The organism is Neptuniibacter sp. QD57_21, assembly GCF_047778075.1.
Classification (GTDB): Bacteria; Pseudomonadota; Gammaproteobacteria; order Pseudomonadales; family Balneatricaceae; genus Neptuniibacter.
This window is the reverse complement of the sequence record NZ_CP180549.1, coordinates 3197648-3219067: the sequence shown is the minus strand read 5'-3', so window position 1 is coordinate 3219067 and position 21420 is coordinate 3197648. Positions and strand designations below refer to the sequence as shown.

Below are 21420 nucleotides of genomic sequence, written 5' to 3'. Positions count from 1 at the left end.
ACGGTTGAGTGGCGAAAGTAGATTATTCTGATAAGCAAGTTCTACTGATAGAAAGCAGTGGCAACATGCGGTCTACTATCTTCTATATGCTGAGGAGTATGGGGGTTGCCAATCTCAAGGCGGTTACTATCAATGACCGAGTTTTAAATGAAATTTCTGAGAATAACTACGATGTTATTCTTCTCGGTCATAATGTAAATGATAGTGTCACGGGTATCCAATTATTGGAAGAGTGTCGTTATCGAGGTTTTATAAAGCCTACTGCTTGCTGGATCTTTATGACCAGTGATGCCTCTCAAGAAGTCGTACTGCACGCAATTGATAGTCGTCCTGATGATATGATTATGAAGCCATTCTCGGTGGATGAATTAAAACATCGCTTGGATAACATTCTTTATCGGAAGTCCGTTTTTAAGCCAGTAGATGATGCCTTAGAAATTGGTGATCTTCCGGCAGCTATTACATTTTGCCAGCATAACTTTGCTTCTTATGATCCAGAATACGATGAAGCTCAGCTGATTCTTGCTCGTTTGCTGCTTAAGTTTCATAGATCTAAAGAGAGTGCTCAAGTTGCTGAAAAACAATATTGGAAGAGTCATGATAAAGAGGCTGGTATTGTTTGGGCAGAAGCTATGCTGCAGCAGGAGCAGTTCAAAGAAGCAAAGGCTCTCCTACTAGAGCTTATAGCAGAGTATCCCTTGCTGATTGCTGCATATGATTTGCTTGCTCTGACCCATGAGAAAGAAGGGGATTTAGATCAAGCAAGGGAGGCCGTTGCTGAAGCGACACAAAAGTCTCCAATGGGTATTCCTCGTCAAATGGAATTGGGGCGTTTAGCTACACAAACGAAACAACTAGATATGGCGGGTGGGGCTTATAAGAAGTCTATCCTCCTAGGTCGGCGCAGCTGTTATAAATCTCCTGATCCTTATCTTCGTCTAGCAAATGTAAAGCGGCTAGAAGCTCAAAATGCAAATGGTGGTATGGCTGTTGAACTCTTTAATGAGTTTGAGCATACCATTTCGCAAGCTTATCAAGCCTTTCCCCGTGATGAACAGTTGCAAGTCCGAGCATCTCTTTTGAAAAGTGAAATGTATCATCAGGTAGGGGATACCGATGCTGCTAATAAAGCCACGAGGGATGCTCAGCGGATTAACTCAGAGCTGGCTGTGCCCCTAGATCTTGATCGAGAGCTTCTCGGTGTAATGGGTGATGCGGTTCCAATACTGGAGCCTGCGGCCAAGCCGAAGAAAGTTCCTGGTAAGAAACATGATCCAGATATGAGTATCAAAGTTAATCGTTTGGGTGTGAAGCATTATTTATCAGGCAAGATGCCTCAGGCACTCAAGTATTTTGGTTTAGCGACAGAATACGATTCAAGCAACGTTAATGCTTTGTTGAATCTAGCCCAGCTATTCTTGGAAACGGCTAGAGATAGTAAAGAGAAGCGTGAGGAGCGTATTAAAATGGTCCAGCGTTACCTGAAGCTATCTGAGCGTTGTAGTTTAGAAGGTATTGAGCTTGATAAGCAGCACCAGCTAAAGCGATATTTAAGCCATGATGTCGCCCTGTTGCCGAAAGGCTCTTTGGGTAATTTGTTACGATAAATTGTAACTAAAATGGCGTCCCAGAGAGGATTCGAACCCCTGGCCTGTCCCTTAGGAGGGGACCGCTCTATCCAGCTGAGCTACTGGGACATGCTTATATAATTCTCGAGATTCTAGCGAGATTTTATTATCGAGTCACTAGGTATAGAAGGGTCAAAGCAGTTTAAGCTTTGCCTAAGCTGCTTTGTGCTTTGTACAGTTTTGAGGCGCCAGCCTTACCGTAGAGTTGATCTTGTTTCTTATGGCCACGGACAATGGCGAGTAATTGATTTACATTCTGCTGATTACGATAGATTGCTTGTTCGTTGCGCTTATTTTTATGCTGGAGTTCTTTTAGGTGCTTTTTAATTTCAGCATAAATAGCATTGGTTTGCTCTGCTGCCGCAGTTTTATTCTCTGGCGTGGAGTAATCCTCTGAGTCGATCTCAATTCCAAAAGACTTTAATAGAGCGACACGCTCCAAAGTAAAATTATGGAAATTGTTAATTACGCCCATTTTTTCTTGGGTGATATCACTTAATTGCTCAAGATCTTTACTGCTGAGTGCTTCAAGCTCTCTGTCGTAAATAGTATTAAGTGATTCTAAAAGCAAAATACCCTGCTTGAGCAGGGTATCCAGTTCTATATGTTGTTGTTCGGTCATAGCGAAATTTACAATAGGCTATCGAAGTTCAGCATCTTCTCTGCTACACGTTCAGCATTGATTTGATAGCTGCCACTTTCAATTTCTTGTTTTAGTCGCTCGACACGCTCGCTGTCCACATCAGGTGCATTGGCCAGTTGTTTTTCAACATTCTGCAGTGTCTGAGCTGCATTGCTGAGTTTAACTGTATCACCTTTACTGGACGGAGACTGCGCAGGGGCGTCATTGCTACCAGCTTTGGTGGCATTGCCTTCGCCTGCTCGTGCACGAGTGCTATTCGTCTGCGACGATGACAGGCCCGTGATGTCGTTAATCATTTTTCCGTCCTCAAACTTGTATCTGAACCAGCTTATCGGCGGCTTATTTGGAAACTTTAGAAAAAAATATTTTTTTTCTTTAATAAATTCGAGTATAGCAGTTGCAACCAAATGACACCATGTTGGATTGCTTGCTGCTTATGGGGTGCGAACTAGGCCAGGCTCAATAACTACAGCCTTTACAATATTTCCAGAACGATCATTTTTAACCTTAATCTGCTGACCAATCGCGCCATCTTGAAGTGCCGTGCCTGCTGCCCTGATTGAAATTCCGCTGCGCTTTGCCTCGATGATCACTGCATTCCCTCGAGACACAGCTAAAGGCGGCTTTAGCATGGAAGCTGTAAAAATTGTGCCTGCAGCAATACTTCTTTTCGTAGTCCAGCCTATAATTTCTTCAGTGCGAAGAAAATAGGCTGATCGTAAATTGGTTATGTCAACTTCGGCTCTATGGATGTGTTGAGTACCAAGATTCGTGTTTCTTGGAAGGCTTGTGCTACTAACAACAGCTGTTCCATAGAGTTTAACTTGTGCTGTAACAAACAGCTGCCACATAGGAGAGGGGCATCGGGCTCGAAAGGTAATTCTGCTTCCATTTCCCTTAGGTGATTGAAATTCTAAGGGTTGTTGGCAGTTTTTTAGTTTGATTTTTCGGCTAATCGGGTTAAGTTTGATCTCAGTACGCGCATCGGGCTTGGTTTTTTTGTAGTGTTCTTGCAGAAAAAGTAGCGCCTCCTGCTCTAACTTTTCGGTTTGATCGGCTGCTAAAGCACCGAAAGAGGCCAAAAGAACAGTGGTTAGGAGGAAAAGTCGTGTTAAATTATGCTTATTCACGTTGTTGTAACTAACATTATGTTTATGTAACAGCGTACAAACAGAATAGATTTAATCTCTACGGGATTATTAGATCATGTCAGGTATCCTAGATAGTGTAAACCTGCGTACCCAAATGGTAGGGCAGAACCGGTTGGAATTATTATTGTTTGCTTTGGAGTCAGAGCAACAATATGGCATCAACGTTTTTAAAGTGCGTGAAGTTTTACAGTGCCCGGAACTTACCGAGGTGCCTCGTCAGACTTCCGCTATTAAAGGTATGGCGCATATCCGCGGCGAGACAATTCCAGTGTTGGATCTGTCTGAGGCTGTTGGTCGTCAAACTGTTCCTTATGAGCAAAGGCAAGAGTGCTTCTTGATCGTTGCTGAGTATAACCGCCGAACGCTTGCATTCTTAGTTCGCAAAGTTGACCGCATCTTGAATACTCAGTGGGACCAAATTATGGCTCCTCCTACTGAGATTGGCGTAGAAAACTATCTGACAGCTATCTTTGAGTACGAAGGTAAGCTGATTGAAATATTAGATGTAGAGCAGATACTTGCAGATCTGTATCCAATGCCAACAGAGGTTAGTAAGGATGTTGCAGATGACAAGGTTCGTGAAAAAGCTCGTGAACATCAAATACTGATAGTTGATGATTCGTCTGTAGCCCGCAATCAGATGCAAAGAAGTTTGGAAAATTTGGGCATCAAGGTGACCTCATGCAATAACGGTCGTATGGCGTGGGACTTATTGCGTGATATGGCAGATCGTGGAACTGATGTAACGACTCACTTCCTGATGGTTATTTCGGATATAGAGATGCCAGAGATGGATGGATATACCTTGACGTCAATGATTCGTGAAGATGAGCGTATGAGTAATATGCATGTGGTTTTACATACATCCTTGTCGGGCGGCTTCAACGTGTCTATGGTTAAAAAAGTAGGAGCGGATGGTTTCCTAGCTAAGTTTAACCCTGATGATCTTGCAACAGCTGTCGTACAGCGTATCCAGCAAGTAGAAAAATAATAAGGCACAGGTAGGGGTATTACTCTTTCCATGAGTATTTCCGGTAGATCAAACTTTACGATCACGGATGCTGACTTTGAGTTGTTCAGTCGCTTCCTTGAAGATAGTAGTGGGATATTGCTTGCGAAACATAAACAATATCTAGTACAAAGTCGTTTAGGAAAAATTGTTCAGGAAAATAACTGTCCTGGACTTAAAGAGCTGATTACTAAACTACAAAGCCCTACATCTAAGCGTTTGCGTGAGCAAGTAATCGATGCGATGACAACGAATGAAACCTTATGGTTTAGAGATGTTCATCCTTTTGATATTTTGCGTGATCGTATTGTGCCTGAAATGTTAGGGCAGGGTGTTGGTTCGAACAAAATTCGAATATGGTCAGCAGCTTGTTCTACAGGTCAAGAGCCTTATTCAATCAGTATGACGCTGGATGAATTTAAGAAAAAAACACCGGGTAAATTGGCTTCCGAAGAGATTGTTGCCACAGATATCTCTACTCAAGTACTAGAACAAGCCCGTCGTGGTGAGTACGAAATGTTGGCAATAGGTAGAGGCTTGTCACAAGAGCGCCTTACCCAACACTTCCGTGAAACGTCCAACGGCAGTTGGGCCGTAAAACCTGAAATCAAATCAAAAGTAAGATTTCAGAGCATTAATTTGCTTGGGCAATACTCGTCGATGGGTAAATTTGATGTGATTTTCTGCCGAAATGTGTTGATCTATTTCTCCAGTGAAAAGAAAACTGAGATCTTGTCCAAGATGCATGGCGTTTTGAAGCCTGGAGGTTACCTGATACTAGGTGCTTCTGAGTTCCTTTCTGGCCTGTCCGATAAATACAAAATGATTCATTGCCGACCAGGTATTATTTATCAAGCTATTTAGTCAGATAGATCAATCCGTTTACGAAAAAGCCGCTTGCCTAAGGTAAGCGGCTTTTTTATTGCCTCTTTTCTATTGAGTTAATTTCCCTTGCCGTCAGCGGCAATTAGGCGGTTTTAGTTTGCCGTTTTTAGACGGTAAGTGGTGATTAATACACGCCTAAAATTGTTATGTTATTGAAAAAAAAGGATTTTATTTGTTTGGCATGCAGTTTGCTTTATTGGGAGTAATATTAAATGAGGCAATGAAATGGCAATTAGTTTTGATGCAGCTTTGGGAATTCACGATGACGCACTAATGCACCGTGCTCGTCGTGCAGAGGTTTTAGCTAACAATATCGCTAATGCTGATACTCCTAATTTTAAAGCAAGAGATATTGAGTTTGCTGAAGCGTTAGAGCATGTGTCGACTAAAATGAATGTAAAACAGGTTGCTACTGTGGCAGGGCACAACACGGAGTTGCTAGAGCCTGATCTAGCGGCTGATATGATGTTTCGAATCCCTAATCAAGCATCGGTAGATGGTAACACGGTAGAAGTTCAGCAAGAGATGGCTCGTTACACTGAAAATGCCTTGGATTATCAGACGTCATTTCATTTCCTAAATAAGAAATTTACAGGTCTTAAATCAGCGATTAAGGGTGAATAATCATGTCATTGAGTAATGTTTTTGGTATCGCTGGTTCGGCTATGAACGCGCAAACAATCCGCTTAAATACAACAGCTAGTAATATGGCAAATGCGGAAAGTATTAGCTCTAGCCTTGATGAGACCTATAGAGCACGAAAACCAGTTTTTGCTGTACAGCAAGTAGACCCTTTGGCTGAACCAGATAATGAGTTTGGCATTGCAGCCGGTCAGGGCGTACAGGTTTTGGGTATTGTGGAAAGCGAAGCTGAACTTCGCCAAGAATATAACCCTGCGCACCCGATGGCTGATGAGCAGGGATTTGTTTATTACCCTAATGTGAATGTTGTAGAAGAGATGGCGGATATGATTTCGGCTTCTCGTTCTTTCCAGATTAATACCGAGATTATGAATACTGCCAAGCAGATGCTTCAGCAGACTATCAGACTTGGGCAGCAGTAATTTAAATAACGAGGTTTTAAGCCATGAGTAATGTTAATGGCGTAAATCAAAACGTTTTTGATCAGATAAACAGGGCTAATCAATCTAACAGTACGCAGAAGAGCCAGACGCAAGAAGATAGCGATATGTTCATGCGTTTGATGATTGCTCAGCTGCAGAATCAAGACCCGTCTAGCCCCGCTGATACAACTGACTTTATGCAGCAGATTGCGACTATGTCGCAGGTTGAGAGTATCAATAATCTTAACCAGACGGTTACAGAAACGTCTCAGGCTATGCTGTCGAGTCAGGCGGCATTGCAGGCATCGTCGATGGTTGGTCAGTCAGTGTTTATCCCTGGTGACACATCTGAAGTGGGGACTCTGATGAACCCATTTGCTAAGGGCGCATTTAATCTGGAAACCAGTGCCTCAGAAGTTCGCATTAAGGTTTATAACTCAAGTGGAACTTTGGTTGACAACATGCAACTTGGTGCTGTTGGACAGGGAGAGCATGAGTTTGCTTGGCAGATGCAATTTGATGAAGACGGTAATCCGGAACATCCTCCAGGGGATTATACATTCGTGGTTGAACGTCTCGAAGACAATGAATATCAAGCGGTTGATACCAGTATGGCTTATAGAGTTAACAGTGTGACTCTGGGTGAAAATGGTATTGGTATGAAAGTGAACACAACAGCTGGCACATTTGATATCAGCGATGTGAAACAGATCGGCGTGTGAGGATAAGAAGATGGCAGGTTTTAATACAGCGGTAACCGGTCTGAAAGCGGCCACTACGGACCTTGATGTAACAGGTAACAATATTGCAAACGCGAGTACAGTAGGTTTTAAATCTTCACGTACTGAATTTGGTGATATCTATGCAACAGCAGTTGTTGGTGCCGGCTCATCAAACGTGGCAGGTGCTGGTGTAACAGTAACTGATATCGCGCAAGACTTTCAGGCAGGTACTATTGAGTTTACTAACAATAACTTGGATCTGGCGATTAATGGTTCAGGTTTCTTCCAGCTGGATGATGGCCAAGGTGGTACGACTTATACCCGTGCAGGTTCGTTTGAGCTAGATAAAAACGGTTTTATTGTTTCTAAAACAGGTAGCTTCCTACAGGGATATGGTTTGGATTCCGAGGGCAACCGTTTGCCAATCGGGAACCTATCTGTAACACAGAAAGAGAGTCCGCCAAAGGCTACTGAAGAAATTGATCTGTCTTTTAACATCGATTCCCGTGAAGATGCGGCAGAGTTGCTGCCTGACTATGATAAGGATGAGCCGGGTTCATTTACCTACAGTACAACGGTGAGAACTTTTGATAGTCTAGGTAATGAGCATACAATTAAATTTAATATGGCTGAGGCACGACCTGTTCAGGCGCAACAACAACTGACAGGATTGGTTGCCACTGACACTATTTCTGGTGTGACTGTTACTGCTGCTCATATAGCAGAGTTAGATGCAGCTGCTGGAACAAGCCTTACTTCAGGTACCTTCTTTGATGCTTTAACTGACCCGGTGACAGGTGATCCACGTATTCAAAGCATTGAAGTTACTACGGATTCCAGTGATTTCATTATTCGCTTTAAATCTGAATTTCCAGAACCGGATTTAGTGCAAGTTAGTGGTACGGTAGCTGTTACAGAAGCAGCAGAAATCGCTGCAAATGAAACTTATGATTTCGATATAACAACATCTCCTATTGGGGCAGACTTGGTACTCGAAATTGGTGGAATCACAATACCTACATTAACAGCAGGTTCTACGGATGATCAGATTGGTGCTGCAATTACGGCTTCTGAAGCGAAAATTTTGGATGCTAATCCAAATGTTGAATCGGTAATCTACGATAATGTTAATAAAAGTATTCGCATTACTTATAAAGCCGAAGCCGGTGATATAGTACCTAGCCAAGCGTTAACCATTACCGCTACAACCGGTACATCGCCATTTGCTGCGCCTGTAGTTAAGGAAGGCGATAACTCTTTCCAAGGTGTTTACCGTATGTATGCGTACCTAAATGGTACGGAACAATTGGATATTGGCAAGGCGTTAGATCCAGGTGAAGCGGGTTCTGGTACAGAGCCAGGTCCTATATTGGTTAAGTTCAACCCATCTAATGGTTTGTTAACCGGTATCAATGGTGATCAATTCTCTGCAGGTGCAATCGTACCTTCAATCACTATTCAAGGTGCTGACCCAGCTGATTCAACAACGGTAATTGAGTTAGATATCACCAACACTACTCAGTTCGCATCTGCGTCTATTGTGAAAGCGTCTGCGCAAGATGGTTATACCAAAGGGGACCTAATAGGGGTTACTTTCAGTGGTACGGGTGAGATGGTTGCAAGTTTCTCTAATGGCCAGAACCAAGATTTGGGTGTGGTGGCTATAGCAACCTTTGAAAACCAGTCTGGCCTACAGCCAGCTGGAGATACAGAGTGGACTGCAACGCTAACTTCTGGCGATGCGATCGTTAACCCGCCAGGTACTGGTTTGAACGGTACGCTTCAGTCAGCCGCTTTGGAGCAATCCAACGTAGACCTGTCTGCTGAGCTTGTTTCCTTGATCGAAGCACAACGTAACTTCCAGGCAAACTCTAAGACATTGGAAACGCTGAATACAGTGACCCAGAATATTCTTCAGATCTAATTGATCTAGTACACCTAAAAAAATAAAAAGGCCGCTAATGCGGCCTTTTTTGTTTTTGGCACGTTGATTGCATTGTGTCTGTTATTAGTATTTTACTTGTAAGAAGCGCAGCTAAGCTGCCCAGAGTGGAAATAACAGATGGATAAGGTTCTTTATTTAGCAATGAGCGGCGCGAGAGAGAATATGCTCGCACAGCAAGCTCATGCCAATAACCTTGCGAATGCCAATACTACCGGCTTTAAGGCAGACCTGGCGCAGGCAAGGGCAATGCAGGTGTTTGGCGAGGGGCATGCTTCCCGTGTCTATGCACAAACTGAGCGTCCAGCTACTGATTTAACTAGCGGTACATTAATTGAAACGGGTCGTCAGTTAGATTTAGCAGTTGCAGGTGATGGTTGGATATCTGTGATTAGCGCTGACGGTACAGAGGGGTTTACCCGTGCCGGTTCACTGCAGATCAATGCCGCTAATCAGTTAGTAACAGGCAGTGGTTTGCCGGTAATGGGCAATGGTGGAATTCCTATCGTTTTACCGCCTTTTGAAAATATTGAAATTGCGACCAACGGAACGATCACAATTCAGCCGCTAGGTGATAATGCTGCTGAATTATTGGTTGCAGACCAAATCAAGCTAGTAAACCCAGATCCTCAAACCCTATTTAAAGGACCAGATGGTTTGATGATTACCGGTAATCAGGCTGCTGTGTTGCCTGATGCTAATGTACGTATCCGATCAGGTTTTCTAGAAGCAAGTAATGTAAATGCTGTGAGTGAATTGACTGGGATTATCAGTACATCCCGTCAATTTGAGATGCAAATAAAAATGATGAAAACCGCTGAAGAAAATTCTGAGACAGCGGCTTCAATTTTGAAAATGTCTTAAGAATCACCTGAGGATAAGTAGATGCACGGTGCATTAAATGTAGCAAAAACCGGTATGACCGCTCAGGACACCAACCTGAAGGTGATATCCAACAACTTAGCGAACGTTTCAACGGTTGGCTTTAAAAAAGATAATTTAGTATTTGAAGATTTGATGTATCAAATCCGCCGCCAGCCAGGTGCTCAATCTGCAGAAGAAGCGCAGTTGCCTTCTGGATTGCAGATTGGTATGGGGGTTCGAACTGTTGGCACTCAAAAAATCTTTCAAACAGGTGATATTCAGATTACTGATGAAGCCTTTGATGTAGCGATTAACGGTCGAGGTTTTTTGCAAGTTAATTTGCCAAACGGTGATATCGGGTATACCCGAAATGGTCAGCTACATCTTAATGCCGATAATGAGTTGGTATCCGCAGAAGGCTATACGATTGAGCCAGCAATCACACTTCCTGCACAAGTGGTTAACTTTTCGATTAGTACTGATGGAGTGGTTGAAGTTGTAACCGCAGGTAATCCTCAACCAACCCAGATAGGGCAAATAGAGCTAGCCGATTTTGTAAACCCTCAGGGGTTACAGGCATTAGGACAAAATTTGTATGCTGAAACAGGTTCTAGTGGGGCGCCTGTTATTAGCAACCCAGGTGAAAATGGCACTGCTGTGCTTATTCAGGGGGCACTTGAGGGTTCTAACGTGAATTCGGTAGAAGAGCTGGTTGATATGATTACGACCCAGCGTGCCTATGAGATGAATTCCAAAGTGATATCTACAGCTGATGAGATGCTCTCCTTCGTGAGCCAGCAGCTTTAAAATAGCTAGGTGAAAGCAATGAAGAAATTAATATTAGGCATTCTTGCAACCAGCTTTGTGTTAACGGGTTGTGTACAGAAACAAGTTAAGCCAAATAATCCAGAATATGCACCTGTGATGCCTCAGTCACTGACACAGCCTAAACCTGTTAATGGCTCTATCTATAATTCAGCGACAAGTATCAACCTTTATGGTGATGGTCGTGCCCATCGAGTTGGGGACATTCTGACTATTATGCTGGAAGAGAGTACGAGTTCTCAAAAGAGTGCTAAGACCGAACTTGATAAATCGGGTTCTTCTTCATTGCAACAAGCGACAGCGTTTGGTGAACCTGTCACAGCGTTTGGCAAGCCAGTTAGCTTTACTTTGCCGTCAAGTACTACTGAATTTGATGGTGAAGGCAAGTCAGATATGAGTAACAACCTGAGCGGCAATATCACCGTCACTGTTCACGATGTAATGCCTAACGGTGTCTTGCTGGTTAAAGGTGAAAAATGGCTGACTCTAAATCAAGGTGATGAATATATTCGTATTAGCGGCATGGTTAGACCTCAGGATATCGGGTCTGACAATACCGTTGTTTCGACCAAACTGGCTGATGCACGTATTGCATACAGTGGTACAGGTACAGTCCATGATACGAATGTGATGGGTTGGATGTCACGTTTCTTTATCGGCGCGTTGATGCCGTTCTAAGGGGGGCGTTATGAAATTAATTTTAGTCTTAATCAGTAGTCTTGTTTTTAGCGTTTACACACAAGCTGCGCCAAGTCGCCTTAAGGATATGGTGTCTATTTCAGGTGTGCGATCCAACCAACTAGTTGGTTATGGTTTGGTTGTTGGTCTAGACGGTACAGGTGATAAAACGTCATTTACTTCGCAAACTTTCCGTAACATGCTAAATAACTTTGGAGTGGCGATTCCGTCATCTGTAAATCCAAAATCAAAAAATGTTGCGGCGGTAGCTATCCATGCTGATCTACCAGCTTTTGCTAAACCAGGGCAGGCTATTGATATTACAGTGTCAGCCATTGGCGATGCTAAGAGTCTGCGCGGTGGTAGCTTGCTGATGTCGCCTTTGAAAGGTGCTGATGGTCAGGTTTACGCCATTGCTCAAGGTAATTTGGTTGTATCCGGTTTCGGTGTTCAAGGTGCTGATGGTTCTAGACTGTCTCTAAATGTACCGAGCGTTGGACGAGTGCCAAATGGTGCAACAGTAGAGCGTTCTGTGCCAAGTGGCTTTAATCAAGGTGATAGCTTGGTTTTAAATCTGCATCGTCCAGATTTCACAACCTCCCGTCGTGTAGCTGAGCAGATTAATCATCTTTTGGGACCGAATATGGCGGCTTCGATGGATGCTACGTCTATCCGTGTTCGTGCGCCGAGAGATCCATCTCAACGAGTATCTTTCCTATCTGTTCTGGAAAACCTAAATGTTGAGCCTGCCAAAGATGCAGCTAAGGTGGTCATCAACTCCCGTACAGGCACCATCATTATTGGTCAGAACGTTCAGGTTTCCCCAGTTGCTATTACCCATGGTGGTCTAACAGTGGCTATCGCAGAAGCGGTAGATGTTAACCAGCCAAACCCATTAGGCGGCGGTCAGACAGTGGTTACACCTCGTACAGGCATCGAAGTGGATGAAGGTTCTGGTCATATGTTTGAGTTTGCGCCAGGTGCAAACTTGCAAGATATCGTTGAGGCGGTCAATCAAGTGGGGGCGGCTCCAGGTGATTTGATGGCTATTTTAGAAGCGCTGAAGCAGGCTGGTGCGCTGAAAGCAGAATTAGTGGTGATCTAAATGATTAAAACAGGTGCAGGCAGTAATGCCCAACTCTATTCAGATTTGGCTGAGCTTCAAAAACTGAAAGCTCAAGCTAAAACCAATAGTGATGAAGGTCTGCGCCAAGCAGCTCAGCAGTTTGAGCAGTTGTTTGTAAATATGTTGTTGAAGTCGATGCGGGATGCAAATGCAGCATTTGGTGAAGACAACTTTATGAATAGTAGTCAGACCAAACTGTATCAAAGCATGTTTGACAACCAGATTGCTATGGAGCTGTCTAGTTCATCAAAAGGCATCGGCTTAACCGATGTATTAGTTCGCCAGCTTGGCGGTAAAGTGGATAGCCCGAGTCGTCCCGATATCAAACCGCTAGATCTAAATAGCCGTCAATTGGATCAGGCTTTTGATCAGGCTGCTTCAATCGCAGCATCGGCATTGTTGGCTAAAGCAGAAGGCCAGGAAAATCCCCCAGGTATCACGCTAACCGAAGAGCAGAAAAACACTGTTAAGGAAGTATTTGAGCAGCAATTAAATGCTGCTGCAAAAGTGGTTAATGAAGCGCTGCCAGATAGATTCGAATCACCTGAACAGTTTGTTGAAAAACTGATGCCATTGGCTGAAAAGGTGGCTGGTGAATTGGGGGTTGATCCTCGTGTATTGCTAGCTCAAGCAGCATTAGAAACGGGGTGGGGGAAGTTTATGGTTCGTTCCCCTGATGGTAGTAACAGCAATAACCTCTTCAATATCAAAGCGGATAGGCGCTGGGATGGTGATAGCGCTCAGGTTTCTACACTTGAGTATCGAGATGGTGTTGCGCAAAGGGAAAAAGCGTTCTTCCGTAGTTATGACAGCTATGAAGATAGCTTTAGAGATTACGTTTCATTTTTGAAAAATAGCCCACGTTACAAGATGGCACTGGAGAGTGCGGGCGATCCTTATGATTATGTTCGGCAGTTACAGGATGCCGGTTATGCAACCGATCCTGAATATGCCAACAAGATTAGAAATATTTTTGATGGTGAGTTGCTAGCAAGTCGAAGCTCCTCAACTAAAGAGGGCTAAGTAATAGCCGATAACCTATTACTCAGCTCTCCTTGAATGACGCTTCAGTGATGTAGCACAAGATCCTCAAAAGGAGTCAATTATGTCTTTTGGTTTATTAACACTTGGGACTCAGAGTTTGCAGGCAAATCAGACTGCTCTTTCTGTTACCGGTCAGAACATAAGTAACGTTAATACTGAAGGTTATACGCGTCAGCGACCAGTGTTTTTGTCTCGCGAAGATCAGGGCGGGGTTACCATCGATGATATTGATCGTGTTGCTGATGCCTTTTTGAACCGTCAAATCTGGACTGATAGCGCGACTTTTAACAGTTATAACGCTTTTGAAGACTTTGCTAATGAGTTGGATAACCTCATGGCATCTGATGTGACCAGTATATCCAAAGCGATGGACGATTATTTTGGGGCACTTCAAACCGCGGTAGATGATCCTGTGAGTTTGCCAAATCGCGAATTGTTTATTGCCCAATCAGAAGCGCTAGTACAGCGTTTTAACGATCTAGACGCTAATATCCGTCGCCAAAGCGACACGATTAATGGTCGTTTGGAGAGTAATGTTGCAACGATCAATACCATTGCAGGGAATATTGCTCAGCTTAATGATGATATTCGTATTGCCAAAGCTGCTGGTAATGTTTCCAGTGAACTATTAGATCAACGAGATGCAAAGCTAGAAGAGCTTTCTGAATATATTGGTTTTACCTCTCTTGAAGATGGCAATACTGGTGAAGTTAGTGTTTTTGTTGGAAATGGTGAACCGCTAGTAGTCGGTCAGAGTGCAAATACCCTGTATACCATTACGAGTCCTGCCGATAGTAGTCAGCTTAATCTGGGTATCCAAATTGGTAACAGTGTCGGTGATATTACCAACCAAGTTACAGGGGGGAAGATCGGCGGTATGTTGGATTACCGCGAAAATACCCTGAATGAAACGCTCGATGAATTAGGTCGAATCGCGTTAGTTTTTGCTGATTCTATGAATGAACAGCATCAAAAAGGTATGGATCTAGATGGTAATGCGGGTGGATTGATGTTTACTGACATTAATTCCGGCTCGGCAGCATCTAATCGTGTTTTGGCTGAAAGAGATAATTTATCTTCGACGACGGGCAGCGCGATTATAAGTGATGTAAGTCAGGTCCAGGCTACTGAGTATGAGTTGATCTTTAGCGGCCCTCAAGAATTTACGTTGATTCGTGGTAGCGATGAGATGCGTTGGAATCAAGCAAGTTTAAATGCCAATGGTCCAGCGCCGACAAACGCATCTGAAGTTGATGAAGATGGTGAGTTTTATCTGGATGCAGCTAACGGTGATTTAACGCTTCGTATTGATGGTGTAACTGTCATTATGGATGCTGCTGGTAGCTTTGCCACAGGAGATAAATTTTTAATTAGACCGACTCGAAATGCTGCTTCTGAAATTGATACGGTATTGAATCAAGCTCGTCAGTTAGCTTTAGCCGCACCGTTAGCTACTTCAGAAGATGCGGGTAACACAGGTACTGCAGTTGCAACAGTGAGTATTACCGATCAAGACTACGCTGCACAGTCTGTGGTTGTGAATGAAATGACACCACCTATCGATGTTGGTTTTCGAACTGCATTGGAGGTTGTTGATTCACCGGCCGCTACAAATACTGGCGTTGCATCTAATCTTGCTGTTACAGATCTTAGTGTGATGTCAGGTATCACATTCCCCTTAACTATTACCGAAGATGGCTCGGGTAATTTCGATATTACAGATTCAGCTGTGCCACCTACGACACAAACGGGTGTAGCACTTACGGGCACTCAATTAGATCTTACTGCTACTTATGGCGTGACATTAGATATTACAGGGGCTGCTGCTGGCGATTCATTTATAGTGCAGCATGATAGCTCGGAAGATGTAGCTTATTACGTGCTAACTGATGACGATGGTGATCGCCAGGTGGGTCAGTATGTATCTGGTCAATCTATTCAGCTAGCAGGCTTTGAGCTAACAATCAGTAATCAACCAGATATTAACGATACATTCGTGGTTAGGGCGAATACTGACGGTGTTTCCGATAACCGCAATGCACTACTGATGTCGGATCTGCAGTTTGCAAAAACTGTCGAGGGAGCATCGTATCAAGATAAATATGGCCAAACAGTTGAGCGTGTCGGTACGGAAGCTGCGGTAGCACAAGTTAATGCTCAAGCAGGTAAAGCTGTTTTGGATTCTAATAAGCAACAACGTTCCAGTATTGCGGGCGTGAATTTGGATGAAGAAGCTGCGAAGTTGGTTCAGTATCAACAAGCATATCAGGCTTCAGCGCAGCTTATACGTGCTGCTCAGACAATCTTTGATTCGTTGCTACAAAGTGTTTAAGGAGATAGCAGATGAGAATCTCTACACAACAAGTATTTCTTAGCAATATTGATAACCTTGGTAAGGCAAGTGCTGATCTATTTCAGACACAGCAGCAGTTATCAACAGGTAAGCGAGTACTGCAGCCTTCTGATGACCCATTGGCATCAGCGCAAATTCAGAAATTCAAAAAGGAAATTGCGCGTACAGAACAATTCTCTGGAAACATAGAGGTTGCAGAGCGTCGATTGGAATTGGAAGAGATTACAATCGAGCAGATTAATAATCAGTCTATTCGTTTACGAGAACTAACGATTCAAGGTAAAAACGGTACGCTGACGGATACGGATCGACAAGTTATTGCATCCGAGGTCGGTGAAATTATTAAGTCCCTCGACAGCCTAATGAATACTAAGGATGTTCAAGGCGAGTACCTTTTTGCTGGGAATAAAGGTTTTACACAGCCTTATACCGTTGGCCCTTCTGGACGTTATGAGTTTAATGGTGATGATGGACAGCGCTTTCTGCAAGTAGGGCCGGAGAACAAAGTAGCAGCCACTGATTCTGGATTTGAAATCTTTGAGAAAGTTCCTCCGGTTCCGGGGTATTTGATTGAAGATGTTACTCAGACAACAGGTACTATTGGTGAGGTTGACATTCAAGGTGGTAATGCCGAGACGTTTGGTGCATATATGGCCGCGAATGGGCCTTTAAGCATTACGGTGAATGCCGGTAATCTTGAAATTACGGATAAAAATGGTGATTTTGTTACACCTGATGATCCGGCAGTTTTGATGGATGGTACTTATGCTCTACCACCTGGAACGTCTACAGTAAGGATTGCTGGTGTTGATATAGAGATCAATGCTGCAAACCCTGGCACTGCTGAGTTGGATGTATTTGATCAGCATAATATTTTGAATACAGCTCTAGATCTTAAAGAAGCATTGGAAACAGCTGACTTTTCTACGACTCAAGGAAAGAACGAGTATCTTGAGCGCATGGATCATATCTTAGATAACCTTGCTGGAGTTGAAGAAAAGAATATTGCGTCGCGAGCAAGTATTGGTGGCCGGTTGAATGCTCTAGAGCAACAGGATTTGGTGAATGAAGACTATAAGCTGTTTACGGAAGAGGCTTTGTCTTCATTTGAAGACCTAGATTATAACGAAGCGATTAGCCGCTTTGCTTTGCAAGAAACAGCGCTTCAGGCATCCTATGCAAGTTTCGCCAAGGTCCAAGATCTGAGTTTATTTAATTACATAAACTAAAAGTCTTATTATTTCAAAAGCCGGCACTTAGCCGGTTTTTTTATGTCTATATTGCAGTGCAAAATCGATGTGACGAAATATGTCATTATTGCTGCTCTGAATTGTTATTTGAAACCCCATTTAATGCCTAAATAAAGCGCTATCTAATATTGCTTGCCATTTTTTGTCACTAAAACTGGTAAGTTTTGTTATTGGCGTATTACGACCTTTGAACCATTCTTAAATACATACTGTATTGGTGCTCGGCACCACTTATCCGCATCAGCGGAGCGATAATAAGAATGAGGAAAACGTCATGCCAGAATACAAAGCTCCCCTCCGTGATATGGACTTCGTGTTAAACGAAGTGCTTAACGCTGAGCAGCATTACCAGAGTCTTTCAGGTTGCGAGGATGCGACGCCTGATATGGTAGGCGCGATCATGGAAGAAGGTGCTAAGTTTGCTGAGCGTGTTTTATCTCCGTTAAATCAGATTGGTGATCAGCAGGGCTGTCAGTGGGATGACGGTGCTGTTAAAACGCCAGAAGGTTTTAAAGAAGCTTACGACCAGTTTGTTGAAGGCGGTTGGCCGTCATTAGCGCATGAAGCTGAATACGGTGGCCAAGGTTTACCTGAGTCTATTGGCATCCTTGTGAACGAAATGGTCGGTACGGCTAACTGGTCTTGGAGTATGTACCCAGGTCTAAGCCATGGTGCGATGAATACTCTAAACGCTCATGGTACAGAAGATCAGAAACAAACTTATCTTACTAAACTGGTATCCGGTGAGTGGACTGGCACTATGTGTCTGACCGAGCCTCATTGTGGCACTGACTTAGGCATGCTGCGAACTAAAGCAGAGCCTCAAGGAGACGGTAGTTATAAAATTTCCGGAACCAAGATCTTCATCTCTGCGGGTGAGCACGATATGGCAGATAACATTGTGCATATCGTTTTGGCGCGCCTACCGGATGCACCTGAAGGTACAAAAGGTATCTCCCTGTTTATCGTTCCTAAGCACTTGCCAGAATCTATAGGTACAGATAATGGCGTTAGTTGTGGTTCTCTAGAGCACAAGATGGGTATTCACGGTAATGCTACTTGTGTCATGAACTTTGACGAGGCTACGGGTTACCTAATTGGGCCAGAAAATAAAGGCCTTAACTGCATGTTTACCTTTATGAACACTGCACGTCTAGGTACAGCTTTACAGGGCTTGGCGCATGCAGAATGGGGTTTCCAAAACTCACTTGTTTACGCCAAAGATCGTTTGCAGATGCGCGCTCTAAATGGCCCTGCTAACCCAGAAAAAGCGGCCGATCCAATTATCGTACACCCTGAAGTTCGTAAAATGTTGCTGACCCAGAAAGCTTTCGCTGAAGGTGGTCGCGCAATGATCTACTACTGTGCTCAGCTTGTGGATAAAGTTGAGCGCGCGGAAGGGGATGAGAAGAAACAAGCCGATGCCTTGCTAGCGTTCCTTACGCCGATCGCAAAAGCATTCCTGACCGAAGTTGGTTTCGAATCCGCTAACCACGGCCTTCAAGTATTTGGTGGTCATGGCTTTATCGCAGAGTGGGGTATGGAGCAAAACGTGCGTGATAGCCGTATATCTATGCTGTATGAGGGTACTACTCAGATCCAAGCGCTAGATTTGTTAGGCCGTAAAGTATTGATGACTCAAGGTGAATCTCTTAAAGGCTTTACCAAAATTCTACATAAGTTCTGTCAGGCTGAATCTGACAACAGCGATCTACAACAATTCACCAAACCGCTAACTGAGCTGAATAAAGAGTGGGGTGATCTCACTATGAAAATCGGTATGAAAGCGATGCAAAACCGCGATGAGGTCGGTGCAGCTTCCGTCGATTACCTCATGTACTCAGGTTATGTGGTATTGGGTTACTTCTGGGCGCGTATGGCTAAAGTGGCTCAAGAGAAGTTGGCAGCAGGTGAAGGTGATGCTGCGTTCTACCAAGCTAAACTGACTACAGCACGTTTCTATTTCCAGAGAATCTTGCCGCGTACTCGTAGTTTGGTTGAAACAATGCAATCAGGGGCAGACAACCTGATGGAGATGGACCAAGAACACTTTGCTTTCTAGTCGAGGTATAGACGTGAAGAAAGCACTTAATAATCCAGTAGGCCGCACACTTTTACGCGGTCTCTTAAAACTCAACGCAAAACGTTATGCGTTAAAGAATAAAAATGACAAAGAGGTATCTGAAATGTCCGACTTGAATGCAGTTTTTACTGAAATGAAAAATCGTTTTAATGCCGATGCTGCAGCAGACACTGATGCAATTTTTCAGTACGACATTAGCGATGGTGACTCTTGGTTTGTGACAGTAAAAGAGGGGAACTGTGAAGTTGCGGAAGGTGTTAGTGCAGATGCAACCGTGACATTAACTATGGACTTGATTACTCTCGAAGAGATTATGTCGGGTGAAACTGATGGTATGCAGGCTTTCATGGCGGGTCGTGTGCAGGCTGATGGTGACATTATGCTAGCGACTAAATTGGCTGTACTTTTTCCCGTAGCCTAAAATTACCGACATAGATCCCTTATAAAAATAATTACATGAGGTACCTTCGATGCAGCAAATCCCTGCCGCCGATACTATCCCGGCTGATATAAATCATTACGGTTTTAAAACTGTTCCAGATGTTCTAGCGCATGTGCAAAAGAACTTTGGCCCTAAACCAGCATTTACCAGCTTTGGGCGCACGATTGATTATAATGAATTGGATCGTTTATCTGCGGCGTTTGCTGTCTATCTTCAGCAAGAAACTAACTTGCAACCAGGTGATAGGGTAGCGATCCAGTTACCTAACCTGATTCAGTACCCCATTGTATTATTTGGTATTTTGCGTGCAGGGCTGGTGGTTGTGAACACCAATCCGCTGTATACCCCGCAGGAGATGCAGCACCAGTTTAATGATTCTGGTGCGAAGGCGCTGATTATCCACAAGAGCATGGCCCACAATGCTGAAAAGATTTTGGATAAGACGCAGATTGAAACCCTGTTTGTGACCCAAGTAGGGGATCTACACGATTTTATTAAGCGTAATCTTCTGAATGCTGCGGTTAAGTACTTGAAGAAGATGGAGCCAGATTACAATCTGCCTCAAGCGATTCCGCTTCGCTCAGCATTCTACAAATATGATGGTCAGCAACCGAATCCGGTTAAAGTTGAATCATCTGATGTTGCTGTCTTGCAGTATACCGGCGGTACAACAGGCGTTTCTAAAGGCGCGATTCTGACTCATGCCAACCTGATCTCGAACATGTTACAAGCGCAGGAGCGTTTAACCGTTCCTGGTGTTGATTGGACTGAAACGGTGATATCACCACTGCCGCTTTATCATATCTACGCTTTCACCGTTGCTCAGGTGGTTTCGTTGATGGGTGGTCATAGTGTCTTGATTCCAAATCCAAGGGATATTCCTGGGTTTATTAAAGAGATGCAGAAGTGGCGTATGAGTACGTTTGTCGGTCTAAATACGCTGTTTGTTGCGCTGTGTAACGATGAAAACTTTGCCCAAGTCGATTTCAGTAATCTGAAATTTACGGCTTCAGGTGGTATGGCGCTCAACCCATCCACTGCTGTGCTTTGGAAAGATAAAACCGGTTGTGACGTTATAGAGGGCTACGGCCTGACTGAAACCTCTCCAGCGGTATGTTTCAACCCACCCGATGATAACCGCACAGGGACAATCGGGCTGCCGATGGTTCACACCGATGTTCGTATTATTGGTACGGATGGCCAGGATGTAGTTCAAGGTGAAGCCGGTGAACTTTGTGTTAAAGGCCCGCAGGTTATGCGCGGCTACTGGCAAAGAGAAGAGGCGACAGCTTCCTCCTTTACCGATGATGGTTACTTTATCACCGGGGATATCGCCACGATTGATGAGGAAGGTTATTACCGAATCGTCGACCGCGCCAAAGATATGATCATTGTCTCGGGCTTCAATGTTTATCCAAACGAAGTAGAAGATGTCATTACCCAGCACCCCGATGTTGTGGAATGTGCAGCTATCGGCATTCCAGATGATAAGACTGGCGAGATCGTTAAAGTCTTTGTTGTTAGCAATAATCCTGATCTATCCCGTGAGGATGTTAGGGATTGGTGTAAAGATAAACTGACTCGCTACAAGGTTCCAAAGCAAGTCGAGTTTGCTGAAGATCTGCCAAAATCCAATGTCGGTAAGGTGCTTCGTCGTCTGCTAAAACCTTCTGCAGATAATAATGCCAACGCAGCTTAAAGCAGAATAAAG

At 43.9% G+C, this 21420-nt stretch carries 20 protein-coding genes and 1 tRNA gene; 17 read left to right on the top strand and 4 right to left on the bottom strand.

Going from position 1 to position 21420, the window contains the following annotated elements; translation table 11 throughout:
• Nucleotides 1–8: 8 nt before the first annotated feature.
• Nucleotides 9–1607, top strand: coding sequence for a response regulator (locus ACMXYS_RS14645; protein ID WP_415882411.1), 1599 nt, complete (start codon nucleotides 9–11; stop codon nucleotides 1605–1607).
• Nucleotides 1608–1620: 13 nt separating this feature from the next.
• On the opposite strand, the gene ACMXYS_RS14640 is transcribed toward ACMXYS_RS14645, so the two are convergent.
• The 4 genes from ACMXYS_RS14640 to flgA all read right to left on the bottom strand — a co-directional run bounded on the left by ACMXYS_RS14640 (nucleotide 1621) and on the right by flgA (nucleotide 3401).
• Nucleotides 1621–1697: transfer RNA gene (locus ACMXYS_RS14640), tRNA-Arg, on the bottom strand.
• Nucleotides 1698–1770: 73 nt separating this feature from the next.
• Nucleotides 1771–2250: a flagella synthesis protein FlgN gene (locus tag ACMXYS_RS14635; RefSeq protein WP_415896971.1), complete on the bottom strand. Its 480-nt coding sequence runs from the start codon at nucleotides 2248–2250 to the stop codon at nucleotides 1771–1773.
• A gap of 8 nt (nucleotides 2251–2258) precedes the next feature.
• A complete protein-coding gene (gene flgM / locus ACMXYS_RS14630) occupies nucleotides 2259–2567 on the bottom strand; it encodes a flagellar biosynthesis anti-sigma factor FlgM (RefSeq protein ID WP_415896970.1) in 309 nt (102 codons plus the stop codon).
• 138 nt (nucleotides 2568–2705) lie between these two features.
• On the bottom strand, nucleotides 2706–3401 hold the full coding sequence (flgA, locus tag ACMXYS_RS14625) for a flagellar basal body P-ring formation chaperone FlgA (RefSeq protein WP_415896969.1): 696 nt from the start codon (nucleotides 3399–3401) through the stop codon (nucleotides 2706–2708).
• Nucleotides 3402–3477: 76 nt separating this feature from the next.
• On the opposite strand from flgA, the gene ACMXYS_RS14620 reads away from it, so the two are divergent.
• The 16 genes from ACMXYS_RS14620 (at nucleotide 3478) to ACMXYS_RS14545 (ending at nucleotide 21408) form a co-directional block, all read left to right on the top strand.
• Nucleotides 3478–4413, top strand: a complete 936-nt coding sequence (locus ACMXYS_RS14620) for a chemotaxis protein CheV (RefSeq protein ID WP_415882407.1) — start codon at nucleotides 3478–3480, stop codon at nucleotides 4411–4413.
• A 30-nt stretch (nucleotides 4414–4443) separates the two neighbouring features.
• Entirely contained in the window at nucleotides 4444–5295 is an 852-nt protein-coding gene (locus ACMXYS_RS14615; protein WP_415896968.1) for a CheR family methyltransferase, read from the top strand.
• Nucleotides 5296–5541: 246 nt separating this feature from the next.
• Entirely contained in the window at nucleotides 5542–5940 is a 399-nt protein-coding gene (gene flgB, locus ACMXYS_RS14610) for a flagellar basal body rod protein FlgB (protein ID WP_415896967.1), read from the top strand.
• Nucleotides 5941–5942: 2 nt separating this feature from the next.
• Complete coding sequence (flgC, locus tag ACMXYS_RS14605; protein ID WP_415896966.1) at nucleotides 5943–6380, top strand: flagellar basal body rod protein FlgC; 438 nt, start codon at nucleotides 5943–5945, stop codon at nucleotides 6378–6380.
• Nucleotides 6381–6403: 23 nt separating this feature from the next.
• A complete protein-coding gene (locus ACMXYS_RS14600) occupies nucleotides 6404–7102 on the top strand; it encodes a flagellar hook assembly protein FlgD (protein ID WP_415896965.1) in 699 nt (232 codons plus the stop codon).
• 10 nt (nucleotides 7103–7112) lie between these two features.
• Nucleotides 7113–9026 (top strand): flagellar hook protein FlgE, encoded by a 1914-nt coding sequence (locus tag ACMXYS_RS14595; RefSeq protein WP_415882402.1) that lies wholly within the window; start codon nucleotides 7113–7115, stop codon nucleotides 9024–9026.
• Between the two features lie 138 nt (nucleotides 9027–9164).
• Nucleotides 9165–9908, top strand: a complete 744-nt coding sequence (locus tag ACMXYS_RS14590; protein WP_415896964.1) for a flagellar basal body rod protein FlgF — start codon at nucleotides 9165–9167, stop codon at nucleotides 9906–9908.
• Between the two features lie 21 nt (nucleotides 9909–9929).
• A complete protein-coding gene (gene flgG / locus ACMXYS_RS14585; protein ID WP_415896963.1) occupies nucleotides 9930–10715 on the top strand; it encodes a flagellar basal-body rod protein FlgG in 786 nt (261 codons plus the stop codon).
• An 18-nt stretch (nucleotides 10716–10733) separates the two neighbouring features.
• On the top strand, nucleotides 10734–11411 hold the full coding sequence (gene flgH, locus ACMXYS_RS14580) for a flagellar basal body L-ring protein FlgH (RefSeq protein ID WP_415896962.1): 678 nt from the start codon (nucleotides 10734–10736) through the stop codon (nucleotides 11409–11411).
• Between the two features lie 10 nt (nucleotides 11412–11421).
• Nucleotides 11422–12516 carry a flagellar basal body P-ring protein FlgI gene (locus ACMXYS_RS14575; RefSeq protein ID WP_415896961.1) on the top strand — a complete coding sequence of 365 codons (1095 nt, stop codon included), beginning with the start codon at nucleotides 11422–11424 and terminating at the stop codon, nucleotides 12514–12516.
• Entirely contained in the window at nucleotides 12517–13560 is a 1044-nt protein-coding gene (gene flgJ / locus ACMXYS_RS14570) for a flagellar assembly peptidoglycan hydrolase FlgJ (protein WP_415896960.1), read from the top strand. It begins immediately after the preceding gene.
• Nucleotides 13561–13642: 82 nt separating this feature from the next.
• Nucleotides 13643–15913, top strand: coding sequence for a flagellar hook-associated protein FlgK (gene flgK / locus ACMXYS_RS14565; RefSeq protein WP_415896959.1), 2271 nt, complete (start codon nucleotides 13643–13645; stop codon nucleotides 15911–15913).
• An 11-nt stretch (nucleotides 15914–15924) separates the two neighbouring features.
• Nucleotides 15925–17163, top strand: a complete 1239-nt coding sequence (flgL, locus tag ACMXYS_RS14560) for a flagellar hook-associated protein FlgL (RefSeq protein ID WP_415896958.1) — start codon at nucleotides 15925–15927, stop codon at nucleotides 17161–17163.
• Nucleotides 17164–17458: 295 nt separating this feature from the next.
• Nucleotides 17459–19246, top strand: a complete 1788-nt coding sequence (locus ACMXYS_RS14555; protein ID WP_415896957.1) for an acyl-CoA dehydrogenase C-terminal domain-containing protein — start codon at nucleotides 17459–17461, stop codon at nucleotides 19244–19246.
• A 13-nt stretch (nucleotides 19247–19259) separates the two neighbouring features.
• On the top strand, nucleotides 19260–19688 hold the full coding sequence (locus tag ACMXYS_RS14550) for an SCP2 sterol-binding domain-containing protein (protein WP_415896956.1): 429 nt from the start codon (nucleotides 19260–19262) through the stop codon (nucleotides 19686–19688).
• A gap of 49 nt (nucleotides 19689–19737) precedes the next feature.
• Nucleotides 19738–21408, top strand: a complete 1671-nt coding sequence (locus tag ACMXYS_RS14545) for an AMP-binding protein (RefSeq protein WP_415896955.1) — start codon at nucleotides 19738–19740, stop codon at nucleotides 21406–21408.
• The last annotated feature ends 12 nt before the right edge of the window (nucleotides 21409–21420 follow it).

Coding starts and splice junctions, on each gene's coding strand:
- flgB (WP_415896967.1), top strand. CDS start 5,542: ATGGCAATTAGTTTTGATGCAGCTTTGGGAATTCACGATGACGCACTA.
- ACMXYS_RS14635 (WP_415896971.1), bottom strand. CDS start 2,250: ATGACCGAACAACAACATATAGAACTGGATACCCTGCTCAAGCAGGGT.
- flgL (WP_415896958.1), top strand. CDS start 15,925: ATGAGAATCTCTACACAACAAGTATTTCTTAGCAATATTGATAACCTT.
- ACMXYS_RS14545 (WP_415896955.1), top strand. CDS start 19,738: ATGCAGCAAATCCCTGCCGCCGATACTATCCCGGCTGATATAAATCAT.
- ACMXYS_RS14575 (WP_415896961.1), top strand. CDS start 11,422: ATGAAATTAATTTTAGTCTTAATCAGTAGTCTTGTTTTTAGCGTTTAC.
- ACMXYS_RS14615 (WP_415896968.1), top strand. CDS start 4,444: ATGAGTATTTCCGGTAGATCAAACTTTACGATCACGGATGCTGACTTT.
- ACMXYS_RS14590 (WP_415896964.1), top strand. CDS start 9,165: ATGGATAAGGTTCTTTATTTAGCAATGAGCGGCGCGAGAGAGAATATG.
- flgM (WP_415896970.1), bottom strand. CDS start 2,567: ATGATTAACGACATCACGGGCCTGTCATCGTCGCAGACGAATAGCACT.
- ACMXYS_RS14595 (WP_415882402.1), top strand. CDS start 7,113: ATGGCAGGTTTTAATACAGCGGTAACCGGTCTGAAAGCGGCCACTACG.
- ACMXYS_RS14600 (WP_415896965.1), top strand. CDS start 6,404: ATGAGTAATGTTAATGGCGTAAATCAAAACGTTTTTGATCAGATAAAC.
- flgK (WP_415896959.1), top strand. CDS start 13,643: ATGTCTTTTGGTTTATTAACACTTGGGACTCAGAGTTTGCAGGCAAAT.
- flgJ (WP_415896960.1), top strand. CDS start 12,517: ATGATTAAAACAGGTGCAGGCAGTAATGCCCAACTCTATTCAGATTTG.
- flgG (WP_415896963.1), top strand. CDS start 9,930: ATGCACGGTGCATTAAATGTAGCAAAAACCGGTATGACCGCTCAGGAC.
- ACMXYS_RS14555 (WP_415896957.1), top strand. CDS start 17,459: ATGCCAGAATACAAAGCTCCCCTCCGTGATATGGACTTCGTGTTAAAC.
- flgC (WP_415896966.1), top strand. CDS start 5,943: ATGTCATTGAGTAATGTTTTTGGTATCGCTGGTTCGGCTATGAACGCG.
- flgH (WP_415896962.1), top strand. CDS start 10,734: ATGAAGAAATTAATATTAGGCATTCTTGCAACCAGCTTTGTGTTAACG.
- ACMXYS_RS14620 (WP_415882407.1), top strand. CDS start 3,478: ATGTCAGGTATCCTAGATAGTGTAAACCTGCGTACCCAAATGGTAGGG.